Source organism: Halomonas sp. AOP43-A1-21 (assembly GCF_052376775.1).
GTDB classification, from domain to species: Bacteria; Pseudomonadota; Gammaproteobacteria; order Pseudomonadales; family Halomonadaceae; genus Vreelandella; species Vreelandella colorata.
The window spans coordinates 101,737-113,317 of the sequence record NZ_JBQSWC010000008.1 but is presented as its reverse complement, the minus strand read 5'-3'; the positions used below and the strand labels follow the sequence as shown (position 1 = coordinate 113,317).

Below are 11,581 nucleotides of genomic sequence, written 5' to 3'. Positions count from 1 at the left end.
TATGGAACTCAGTAATACAGAGCAGAATGCTACAGAGCCCTGCCACCGCGAAGAAGACGCCCACGCCAGCTGGTACGTCATTCAGTGTAAAGGCAGCGAATCTTTTCGCGCCGCCGAGCACCTCACTAACCAAGGTTATGAGGTGTTTCACCCGGTGCTGGACGTTAAACGCAGGCGCCAGGGCAAGCTTGCCACCGTGACCGAGCCTCTGTTCCCCTACTATCTGTTTATTCGCCTTGACCAAGTAGTGAGCAATTGGCGGCCCATTCGCTCGACGCGGGGCGTGCTGCGCCTGCTCACCTTTGGCAATACCCCCGTAAGCGTCCCCAGTGCACTAGTAGAAGCGCTTCGCGCCCAGCCCCACCGCCAAGAAGGCAGCCACACCTACTTCTGCGCGGGTGAGAAAGTCACCATTACCGAAGGCCCTTTTAAGGACCTCGAAGCCATATTTGAGCACAGCAAGGGGGAAGAGCGCGCTATTGTGCTGCTAAACGTACTCCAGCGGCCTCAACATCTTAATGTGCCTCTGGATCAGTTGCGTAAGCCGTGAGTGGTGAGTGGTGAGTGGTGAGTGGTGAGTGGTGAGTGGTGAGCATAATTCTTCGTGTCATCTAAGCAAACGCACGCTTGCTTAGCCTAAGTATCAAAAGACGTTTATAAGCTTATCCTGCTAATGTTGAGCCATAAACATTGGCCTGCCAGGCGCACCCCAGGCATAAGGATGCTCTCTCATGAACCTCGACCCTCACTACTACCCTACCGCGTCTCGGCGTATGGTCACTTTTGGCAAACGCGGCATGGTGGCCACCTCCCAATCACTGGCGGCTCAGGTGGGCGCAGATATATTGCGCCAGGGTGGCAATGCAATTGATGCCGCCATTGCCACAGCGGCAGCACTTACCGTCGTTGAGCCTACCTCTAATGGTATCGGTAGCGATGCGTTTGCCCTGGTATGGGTAAGCGATAAGCTGCACGGTTTAAATGCCAGCGGCAGAGCCCCGATGGGTATTAGCGGGGATGCACTGCGTGCCCTTGGCCATGAAGAAATGCCCGCGCACGGATTAATCCCCGTTACCGTGCCGGGCGCCCCGGCTGCCTGGGCCACACTTTCCGAGCGCTTTGGCAAACTACCCCTGCCCACGTTGCTAGCCCCTGCGATTACGCTTGCCGAAGAGGGCTTCGCGGTTTCGCCCGTGGTGAGCCAGCTGTGGCAAAAAGCCTACACCCGCTACAAACAGTACGACAGCTCAGAGTTTGCGCCCTGGTTTGAACACTTTGCCCCAGAAGGTCACGCCCCCAAGGCGGGTGACATCTGGCGCTCGCCGGATATGGCCAAAACGCTTCGCGCCATTGCCCAAAGCGGTGCCAAGGCGTTCTACCAAGGCGAGCTAGCCGACGCCATGGATGCCTTCTCGCGTGAGCATGGTGGTTTTCTGCGTAAGGAAGACCTTGCGGCCTTCAGCCCCGAATGGGTCGATCCGATCAACGTCCGTTATCAAGGTCACGATATCTGGGAAATCCCACCCAACGGCAGTGGTTTGATCGCCTTGCAGGCGCTCGGTATTTTAGAAGCGCTTGGCGATGAGCCCCACGACCCGGTGGAAACGCTACATCGACGCATCGAAGCCACCAAACTTGGCTATGTGGATGGCCTACGTTATATCACCGAGCACACCGATATGACGCACAGCGTCGATCAACTGCTCGCCCCACGCTATCTAGAGCAGCGCGCCGCCCTTATTGGCGAACAAGCGATTGATCCGCTGCATGGTAACCCGCTACTGGGCGGAACGGTTTATCTGGCAACCGCCGATGATGAAGGCAATATGGTGTCTTTCATCCAAAGCAATTTTGAAGGGTTTGGCTCGGGCATCGTGGTACCCGGCACGGGAATCAGCCTACAAAACCGAGGCTGGTCTTTCTCGCTTGATGAACAACACGCCAACGTGCTGCGCCCCGGAAAGCGCACTTACCACACGATTATTCCCGGCTTTATTACCAAGAATAACCAAGCAGTTGGCCCCTTCGGGGTAATGGGTGGATATATGCAGCCGCAAGGCCACGTACAGGTAGTCGCCAGTATGCTGGCAGATAAACTCAACCCACAGGCTGCATTGGATCTACCACGCTGGAAATGGGTAGCAGGTAAAACCGTTGAGGTAGAACCCGGCTTCCCCGACCATATCGCCCAAGCGCTTGAGCGGCGTGGCCATCATATTGTCCGATGCACCGATGCCCTCACCTTTGGCCGCGGACAAATCATTCTACGCAACGTCGAAAATGACGTGCTTCAAGGCGGCACCGAGCCGCGTACCGATGGCGCGGTATTGCCCGTTTAATTCCAATTCAAGCTAAGGCGGCCCAATGCCGCCTTGTTATTCACTAACACCCTCCAGCATTGATGGCTCAAACACTGCCGCGGATGCGCCTACCTCGCTTTCGTTACCCACGCGACGATTCGCGCCCCTACCAAATATGGCACTGTTCAAATGTAGCGCGGCGTAAGCGTCAGCGCACCCGCAGCGGCGGCCCGGCGCGGGTGCAGCGCGAAGCGGTGCCAGGATTGGGTGGCACGGCCCAGGCGGCTTGGCAGCCGCCATTCGCGGGTGCCGTATTTGCTCGTACCTCGCAAGATTTGTTACCACGCGCGACGATTCACGCCCCTATCAAATATGGCACTGTTCAAATGTAGCGCGGCGTAAGCGTCAGCGCACCCGCAGCGGCGGCCCGGCGCGGGAGCAGCGCGAAGCGGTGCCAGGGTTGGATGGCAAGGCCGGAGCGGTTTGGCAGCCGCCATTCGCGGGTGCCGCATTTGCTCGTACCTCGCAAGATTTGTTACCACGCGCGACGATTCACGCCCCTATCAAACATGGCACCGTTCAAATGTAGCGCGGTGTAAGCGTTAGCGCACCCGCAGCGGCGGCCCGGCGCGGGTGCAGCGCGAAGCGGTGCTGGGGTTGGATGGCACGGCCGGAGAGCTTGGCAGCCGCCATCCGCGGATGCCGCATTTGCTCGTACCTCGCAAGATTTGTTACCACGCGCGACGATTCACGCCCCTATCAAACATGGCACCGTTCAAATGTAGCGCGGTGTAAGCGTCAGCGCACCCGCGGGAGCAGCGCGAAGCGGTGCCAGAGTTGGGTGGCACGGCCCGGGCGGCTTGGCAGCCGCCATCCGCGGGTGCCGCATTTGCTCGTCCCTCGCCTTTGTTACCACGCGCGACGATTCGCGCCCCTATCAAATATGGGCACTGTTCAAATGTAGCGCGGTGTAAGCGTCAGCGCACCCGCAGCGGCGGCCCGGCGCGGGTGCAGCGCGAAGCGGTGCCAGGGTTGGATGGCACGGCCCGGGCGGCTTGGCAGCCGCCATTCGCGGGTGCCGCATTTGCTCGTACCTCGCAAGATTTGTTACCACGCGCAACGATTCACGCCCCTATCAAATATGGCACTTTTCAAATGTAGCGCGGTGTAAGCGTTAGCGCACCCGCAGCGGCGGCCCGGCGCGGGAGCAGCGCAAAGCGGTGTCAGAGTTGGATGGCACGGCCGCAGCGCAGCATCAGCCCGCCTGTGGTAGTCACCCCTTTAGCGCTATACACCAACAATTCTGCATCAACAGCCAAAATCGTTTAATTACTGTTAGTTAGAAAATACTAATAAAATAGTTTCGAGCGAAAATCTTTCAACTTTAGTCTAAATTTTTATATTTTTTTACTCATTCCGAAACGACATAGGGTATGCAAAAAAGAGCATCAGCCGTTTAATACTTGAAAGAGCTGGCCAGCTAACAACGTTTTTAATCCCTATTAAATGGTACTTTTTCATGCCTTATGTTCACGATACGCTGACCCGTTTAAAGCTTAGCAGCCCTGCTCAAGTTGAATTTTACCAAGCCGCCGAAGAAGTGCTGGAATGCCTGCGTCCGCTGTTTGAGCGCCAGCCGCACTATCTTAAGCACAGCATTATTGAGCGGATGGTAGAACCCGAACGCCAGATCATGTTCCGCGTTTGCTGGCTAGATGACTCAGGACAAGTACGGGTGAATAAAGGCTACCGCATTCAGTTCAACTCAGCACTTGGCCCGTATAAAGGCGGCTTACGCTTTCACCCAAGCGTAACGGCAGGCACTATCAAGTTTCTAGGTTTTGAACAAATCTTTAAAAACGCCTTAACCGGCTTGCCTATTGGCGGCGGCAAAGGCGGTTCTGACTTTGACCCGAAGGGCAAATCAGACAACGAAATCATGCGTTTCTGCCAGGCCTTCATGTCGGAACTTTACCGTCATATCGGCCCTACTCGCGATGTGCCGGCGGGTGATATCGGCGTTGGCGCGCGCGAAATTGGCTATATGTACGGGCAATACAAACGCCTCACCGGTCGCTATGAAGGCGTATTAACCGGCAAGGGCTTGAACTGGGGCGGCTCTCTGGGCCGTAAAGAAGCCACTGGTTATGGCGCAGTTTACTTCGCGCAAAACATGCTGGCCGACCGTGGCGAAAGCCTTGAAGGTAAAGCCTGCCTGGTATCCGGCGCGGGTAACGTGGCCATTTACACTATTGAAAAGCTTTATGAACTGGGCGCCACCCCCATTACCTGTAGCGACTCTCGCGGCACGATTCACGACCCCAACGGTATCGATCTTGAGCTTCTTAAGCAGCTCAAAGAAGTAAAGCGTGTATCGCTTGAAGAGTACCTAAGCGAACGTCCTGACGCCCACTACATTAGCGCGCGGGATTACCCGCAAGGTGGTCATGCGGTTTGGCACATCAAAGCGGACGCTGCCTTCCCCAGCGCCACGCAAAACGAATTAACCGAGCTCGATGCCAAAACGCTACTCGCCAACGGGGTTAACTGTGTAAGCGAAGGCGCCAATATGCCCTCCACCACCGAGGCTGTTGACTGCTTCCTGGCGGCCAAGATTGCCTACGGCCCGGGTAAAGCTGCTAACGCTGGCGGCGTAGCGACCAGTCAGCTGGAAATGGCGCAAAACAGCAGTATGGAACAGTGGCCGCTTGAAAAAGTTGACCAGAAGCTTAAAGAGATAATGGCCAATATTTACCAGCAGTGCTCCACCACGGCAGAAGAGTTCGGCGACCCCACCAACCTGGTACTGGGCGCCAATATTGCCGGGTTCAGAAAGGTCGCAGATGCCATGATAGAGCAAGGAGTAATGTGATCGCCTTCCTCTGCTAGATCGCTTACACTGGCACTGGCGAACAGTCCTCCCTTTTCGGGGAGGGCTGTTTTTATTGATAGGTACAAAAATCGTTTATTTACTGTTTAATTGAAGTACACGATTGATTTCATTGCTTTCTAAGGAGAGTAACCATGGGGCAGCGTCCTCCCATTATTATTAACCGTCTTGATGCAGAACGCTTGCAGCGCTTGATTGATAACGCAAGCGATAAAGAGCTTGCCGTAGCCACGCTGCTCGAGGAAGAGTTAGCCCGCGGGGAAGTGATTGATCCCAAGGATATTCCTGACAACGTGGTCAGCATGAATAGCCAAATTCGCTTCACCGATTTAACCCGCGGGCGCCAAATGGTACGCACATTGGTTTACCCCCATGCGCTAAGCACGGTGGAAGACGGCATCTCAGTGATGGCCCCGATTGGCGCTGGCCTTATCGGCCTTAAAGTAGGCGATATTATCGACTGGCCGCTGCCTAACAATGCTGAAGCACGCCTTCGCATTGATGCCATCTTATGGCAGCCCGAACGCGAACAGCAGTTTCATCGTTAAGCATTTTTTGCCCCTCCTTTCGCGCCTGGCCAGAGTCGTCAGGCGCTGTAGTCGATGCGCCCAAGGTTTCTTACGCACTACATTTAATACATGCAACGAACGTGTAGTGCGGTGTAAGCGTTAGCGCACCCGCAACGGTGTCCTGACTTAAATACGATCGCCACAAAGATGAAATACACTCCTCAAATCATTAACCTTACTTCGTAATATTTATAAATATTTTTTTGAAGGAAGGCTGCAATGGCAACCTATCGGCGAGCATACGTGCCTGGAGGCACCTATTTCTTTACTGTCGTGACTCATTCGCGCCAGCCGTTTCTCGCCGATCAACTCAATATAAACGCCCTTGGGAGAGCTTTTCGACGAGTGCGCCACGAACGGCCTTTTGTAATGGACGCATTTGTACTACTTCCCGATCATCTTCACTGCCTCTGGGTTCTGCCGGAAGGTGATACGGATTACTCATCACGCTGGAGAGATATCAAAAAATACGCATCGAATGAATTCCAGTTTCCCAATAAAAGCTCAGGCGCTTGGCAACGCGGCTTCTGGGAGCACGTGATCCGTGATGAACACGATTGGCAGCGGCATATGGATTACATTCACTACAACCCAGTGAAACACGGCTGGGCCACAGCACCGCGCGATTGGGAGTGGTCAAGTTTTCATCAATGCGTAGAGAAAGGATGGTACGAAAGCGACTGGGGCTCACAACGTATTCCCGACGTTGCCGAAATGAATTGGGAATAGGCACTGGCCTGCCACCCAGCACCGCTTCGCGATGCTCCCGCGGGTGCGCTGACGCTTACGCCGCGCTACATGTATCTCGCATCAGGTTGAAATGTGGCAAGCACCTTTATCGTGCCAAATTGGGAACCGGCAACAACGTAGCGCGTGGTAACGAATGCGAGGAACGAGCATAAGGCACCCGCGAGAGGCGGCGCCAGCCGCCTAGGCTTTGGCACCCAAACCCGACACCGCTTCGCGATGCTCCCGCGGGTGCGCTGACGCTTACGCCGCGCTACACTTATCTCCCACCGTATTAGAGCCAGGCAACCACCGTAGCGCGTGGTAACGTTTTGCGAGGGACGAGCAAATTAGGCACCCGCGGGAGGCGGCGCCAGCCGCCCTGACTTGGCACCTAACCCCGGCACCGCTTCGCGATGCTCTCGCGGGTGCGCTGACGCTTACGCCGCGCTACATGTATTTCGCATCAGATTGAAATGTGGCAAGCACCTTTATCGTGCCAAATTGGGAACCGACAACAACGTAGAGCGTGGTAACGTTTTGCGAGGGACGATCAAATTAGGCACCCGCAGCGGCGGCGCCAGCCGCCTAGGCTTTGGCACCCAAACCCGGCACCGCTTCGCGATGCTCCCGCGGGTGCGCTGACGCTTACGCCGCGCTACATGTATTTCGCATCAGGTTGAAATGTGGCAAGCACCTTTATCGTGCCAAATTTGAAACCGGCAACAAACGTAGCGCGTGGTAACGAATGCGAGGAACGAGCATAAGGCACCCGCGAGAGGCGGCGCCAGCCGCCTAGGCTTTGGCACCCAAACCCAGCACCGCTTCGCGATGCTTCCGCGGGTGCGCTGACGCTTACGCCGCGCTACATGTATTTCGCATCAGGTTGAAATGTGGCAAGCACCTTTATCGTACCAAATTTGAAACCGGCAACAACCGTAGCGCGCGGTAACGAATGCGAGGAACGAGCATAAGGCACCCGCGAGAGGCGGCGCCAGCCGCTTAGGCTTTGGCACCCAAACCCGGCACCGCTTCGCGATGCTCCCGCGGGTGCGCTGACGCTTACGCCGCGCTACATGGGTATCACGCCAAATTGGAATCCGGCAACAACCGTAGCGCGTGGTAACGCATGTGAGGAACGAGCATAAGGCACCCGCGGGAGGCGGCGCCAGCCGCCCAGGCTTTGGCACCCAACCCTGTCACCGCTTCGCTCTACGCTTAATAACCCCAAACAACAAAATCGGGATTGAGGATTTGCGCAGGGGTCGCGTAACTTAAGGGCGTTCCATCTAAGGTCACCACACGCCCACCCGCCTGTTCAACGACCGTTTGAGCGGCGGCGGTATCCCATAGGCTGGTGGGGCCTAAACGGGGATACACATCGGCGCTACCTTCGGCGATGATGCCGAATTTTAACGAGCTGCCCATAGGGCGTGTCTCATGCGGGCCTAACTGTTTCAACCAACGCTCAAGGTGAGGATGTGCGTGAGAGCGGCTGCCCATCACACGCCATTTCTGGCCTTCGCCCGGCTTACCAGAAACGCGAATAGGGGTTTGCTGCCCATGTTCATCAATCTTGAATGCCCCCACCCCCGTGGCTGCGATATAGGCCACGTTAAATACCGGCGCCAGCACCACCCCTAATACAGGTTTGCCGTGCTCAATCAATGCGATATTAACCGTGAACTCATCGTTGCGCTTAACAAACTCCTTTGTGCCATCCAGCGGGTCGATTAGCCAATAACGCCCTTTTGCATCGGCGCCTACAAAATACTCACCCCCTTCCTCAGACAGAATAGGGATCTTCTCTTCAAGAACATTGAGACCGTTTAAAATCACCTGGTTGGCCGCTTTATCAGCCGCCGTTACCGGGCTGTGGTCGGATTTGATTTCCACCTTAAAATCCTGAGCATACACTTTTAAAATAGCGCTACCCGCTTCACGGGCAATGCCCAGCACCTGCGTAAGTAAACTCTCCATAACGGCCCTTATAAAAAATGGTGGCTGAAAAACGCAAAAACCGCCCTATATAGGCGGTTTTCTATTGAAGTATAAGCATCCGGTGCTTACAGGTTATACCCTGCTTCACGCGCCAGAGTATTATTCGCCTGCAGCCAGCCTTCAATATGGCCACAGTCAAAGGTACGCCCCTGCATACGGAATGCCTGAACCTGCTGGCCTTCCTGCATTAGGCGGTCAATCGCATCGGTTAACTGGATTTCATTACCGGCACCGGGCGGCTGGTCACGTAAAAGCTCCATAATCCGGTAGGGCAGAATATAGCGACCAATCACCGACAGCCGCGAAGGCGCTTCTTCAGGCTTGGGTTTTTCGACCACGCCGCGCATGTCCGCGCTTTCACCAGCACTGGGTTCGTCACAGTCAACAATACCATAACGATAGACTTCTTCCTGTGGAACCGCTTCCACCATGATTTGTGCGGCGTTGCTGGCATCCCAAAGCTCAACCATGCGGCCCAGGTCACAGGTATTGCTATTCGCCTGGGGCTTAACGAGAACGTCCGGCAGGATAACAGCAAACGGCTCATCTTTACCCAACAAATGGGCGGCGCAGAACACCGCATGGCCCAGGCCTTGGGCATTGGGCTGGCGTACGCTGGTAATTTTAAGCTCTGGCGGAGCAATGGCCGCAAGCGTTGCCAGCAAGGCATCTTTGCCTTTACTGGCAAGCGCATCTTCAAGCTCTGCATGGGCATCAAAGTGATCTTCAATAGCCGATTTACCCGAACGAGTCACCAACACAATTTCATTAATACCGGCCGCCAGCGCTTCCTCTACCACATGCTGGATTAACGGACGGTCAACAACGGGTACCATTTCTTTGGGAATTGCCTTACTAATCGGCAACAACCGCGTACCAAAACCGGCTACTGGAATAATCGCCTTGCGCACCTGGGTCATTACTTACTTCCTTATTTCGTTACGTTACTGGCGCCACTCGTTAATTTTAAACAGCAGCTGTTCTGTACTCGGGTCTTTTACATTGTTATGGGCAAGTGTTTCGCCTGCAAGCATTTCATAAAGGCCAGTGGCCAATTGCTTGCCAAGCTCAACCCCCGGTTGATCGAAGGGGTTAAGATTCCAAAGCACCGACTGCACAAATACCTTGTGCTCATAAAGCGCTAATAGCGCGCCAATACCCCAGGCATTCAACTCTTTCAGCAAGAGTAGCGAATTGGGATGATTACCCCGATAGCCTTGCGCCATATGGCCGCGTAGCGAAGCGGGAATGGCATCATCGCCCAGCGCAAAAAGCTGCGATTGAGCCAGGCAATTGGCAAGCGTCAGCTGCTCCTGAGCGCATAACGAACTGCTTACGTCATCGGCTGCCGCTACATCGCGTTTGGCAACAGCGACAAAGTCAGCACTAACGGTATGCCCACCCTGATGCAGCAACTGATAAAACGCGTGCTGCGCGTTAGGCCCCACATCGCCCCATATTATCGGGCATGTAGCATGATTAACCGAGCGGCCATCCAAGCCCACGCTTTTACCATTGGACTCCATTTCGAGCTGCTGCAAGTACGCCGATAGACTCTTCAACCGGCCATCGTAAGGCAGTACCGCATGGGTCGGAATATTCAAAAACTGGCAGTTCCAGGCACCGACCAGCGCCATCAAAGCGGGTAAATTCTCTTCAAGCGGGGCGTCTAAAAAGTGTTGGTCCATGGCATGGGCACCGGCCAGCAGCGCATTAAACGCCTCCATACCCAGCTGCATGGCCACACTGACCCCAATGGGTGACCAAAGCGAGAAGCGGCCACCAATCCAGTCTTTAAATACCAGTTGGTGCGCCTCAGGAATGCCAAAATCCGTCATCTTTTCAGGTTTGGACGACACACCCACTAATTGATAGCGACAAACCGTGGGTACATCTATTTCCAATGCCTCACTTAGCCAAGCGAGTGCCGTACGCACGTTGAACTGGGTATCGGCGGTGGTAAACGATTTTGAGGCTAATACCAGAAGCGTGGTGGCAGGATTCAAGCGCTCCATTAAAGGCAATAACTGTGCACCATCCATAGTGGAAACATAATGAACGCTTGCCTTTTCATGGCTTGGGCGGTCAGCCAAGGCCTCGCTGATCAATTTTGGCCCTAAATCTGAGCCACCCACGCCAATATGCACCACATCGGTGATGGTTTGGCCGGTTGCGCCAAACCACTGGCCTTCATGTACGCGGGCTACCATCTCAGCCAAACGAGCCTGTTGTTGCTGGCAGAAGGCAGCGGCTGACTCCATACCGCTAGGCGGCTTTTTAGTGCTTGGCCAGCGCGCTGCCATATGCAGCGCAGCCCGCCGCTCAGAGGTATTGACGTTTTCACCGGCAAACAAGGCCGTGCGTTTTGTTTCAACCCCGCAGCTACGTGCCCAGTCACTTAAAAGCTTTAGCGTATGAGGGGTAATACGTTGTTTGCTGAAATCGACGTGAAGCGAGCCAAAGGTAAAGGCCAAATCACTTGCGCGCTGCTGGGCGGATAATGTGTCGCCACCTAAAAGATCGCTTAAGGATTGCGCCTGTAATTGCTCGGCATGGGCATCCAGTGCCGTTACCGGCGTATAAGCACGCGGGGAGCGTGAAAGCTTTGATACATTCATGATTTCATCCTTGAAACATCGTTTCTATCAATGAACCCGCTTTTGGTAACGCAAATACAGAGCCAGTTCGATTTTTTAGATCGCTAATCCGTTAACTTACAATAGGATAAATTATAGCTCCTATACGATGCTAAATGTTAAAAGTAAACGGGCATTGCCAGCATTGCGCTATGACGCCAGCCGCCTTGGCCTTGGCACCGAACCCGGCACCGCTTCGCGCTGCTCCCGCGGGTGCGCTAACGCTTACACCGCGCTACATTTTTATCTCGCCGAATTAAAGCCAGGTAATCACCGTAGCGCGTGGTAACGTTTTTGCGAGGAACGAGCAAATTAGGCACCCGCGGCTCTGGCCTTGGCACCAACCCCGACATCGCTTCGCGATGTTCCCGCGGGTGCGCTGACGCTTACGCCGCGCTACATTTTTATCTCGCCGAATTAGAGCCAGGTAATCACCGTAGCGCGTGGTAACGTTTTGCG

The 11,581-nt window shown here is 54.9% G+C and carries 10 protein-coding genes; 5 read left to right on the top strand and 5 right to left on the bottom strand.

Annotated features, from left to right (window positions below):
• Position 1 precedes the first annotated feature (1 nt).
• Together rfaH and ACT3R7_RS06620 are read left to right on the top strand one after the other, a co-directional pair.
• Positions 2–550 carry a transcription/translation regulatory transformer protein RfaH gene (rfaH, locus tag ACT3R7_RS06625; RefSeq protein WP_496198911.1) on the top strand — a complete coding sequence of 183 codons (549 nt, stop codon included), beginning with the start codon at positions 2–4 and terminating at the stop codon, positions 548–550.
• 181 nt (positions 551–731) lie between these two features.
• Positions 732–2,339 carry a gamma-glutamyltransferase family protein gene (locus tag ACT3R7_RS06620; RefSeq protein ID WP_496198910.1) on the top strand — a complete coding sequence of 536 codons (1,608 nt, stop codon included), beginning with the start codon at positions 732–734 and terminating at the stop codon, positions 2,337–2,339.
• Between the two features lie 146 nt (positions 2,340–2,485).
• Here the strand turns inward: ACT3R7_RS06620 and ACT3R7_RS06615 are convergent, their stop codons facing one another.
• Together ACT3R7_RS06615 and ACT3R7_RS06610 are read right to left on the bottom strand one after the other, a co-directional pair.
• A complete protein-coding gene (locus ACT3R7_RS06615; RefSeq protein ID WP_496198909.1) occupies positions 2,486–2,632 on the bottom strand; it encodes a hypothetical protein in 147 nt (48 codons plus the stop codon).
• A 247-nt stretch (positions 2,633–2,879) separates the two neighbouring features.
• Entirely contained in the window at positions 2,880–3,008 is a 129-nt protein-coding gene (locus ACT3R7_RS06610) for a hypothetical protein (RefSeq protein ID WP_496198908.1), read from the bottom strand.
• Positions 3,009–3,819: 811 nt separating this feature from the next.
• Between ACT3R7_RS06610 and gdhA the strand changes: the two genes are divergently transcribed.
• The 3 genes from gdhA to ACT3R7_RS06595 all read left to right on the top strand — a co-directional run bounded on the left by gdhA (position 3,820) and on the right by ACT3R7_RS06595 (position 6,488).
• Positions 3,820–5,172, top strand: coding sequence for an NADP-specific glutamate dehydrogenase (gene gdhA / locus ACT3R7_RS06605; protein WP_417420405.1), 1,353 nt, complete (start codon positions 3,820–3,822; stop codon positions 5,170–5,172).
• A 152-nt stretch (positions 5,173–5,324) separates the two neighbouring features.
• Positions 5,325–5,738 (top strand): nucleoside diphosphate kinase regulator, encoded by a 414-nt coding sequence (gene rnk, locus ACT3R7_RS06600; protein WP_018915570.1) that lies wholly within the window; start codon positions 5,325–5,327, stop codon positions 5,736–5,738.
• 240 nt (positions 5,739–5,978) lie between these two features.
• On the top strand, positions 5,979–6,488 hold the full coding sequence (locus tag ACT3R7_RS06595) for an REP-associated tyrosine transposase (protein ID WP_496198907.1): 510 nt from the start codon (positions 5,979–5,981) through the stop codon (positions 6,486–6,488).
• 1,215 nt (positions 6,489–7,703) lie between these two features.
• Here ACT3R7_RS06595 and cysQ read toward each other — a convergent pair.
• The 3 genes from cysQ to pgi all read right to left on the bottom strand — a co-directional run bounded on the left by cysQ (position 7,704) and on the right by pgi (position 11,104).
• Positions 7,704–8,465, bottom strand: a complete 762-nt coding sequence (gene cysQ / locus ACT3R7_RS06590; RefSeq protein ID WP_496198906.1) for a 3'(2'),5'-bisphosphate nucleotidase CysQ — start codon at positions 8,463–8,465, stop codon at positions 7,704–7,706.
• 86 nt (positions 8,466–8,551) lie between these two features.
• Positions 8,552–9,406 carry a UTP--glucose-1-phosphate uridylyltransferase gene (locus ACT3R7_RS06585; protein ID WP_496198905.1) on the bottom strand — a complete coding sequence of 285 codons (855 nt, stop codon included), beginning with the start codon at positions 9,404–9,406 and terminating at the stop codon, positions 8,552–8,554.
• A 24-nt stretch (positions 9,407–9,430) separates the two neighbouring features.
• Positions 9,431–11,104, bottom strand: coding sequence for a glucose-6-phosphate isomerase (gene pgi / locus ACT3R7_RS06580; RefSeq protein ID WP_496198904.1), 1,674 nt, complete (start codon positions 11,102–11,104; stop codon positions 9,431–9,433).
• Between the last annotated feature and the right edge of the window lie 477 nt (positions 11,105–11,581).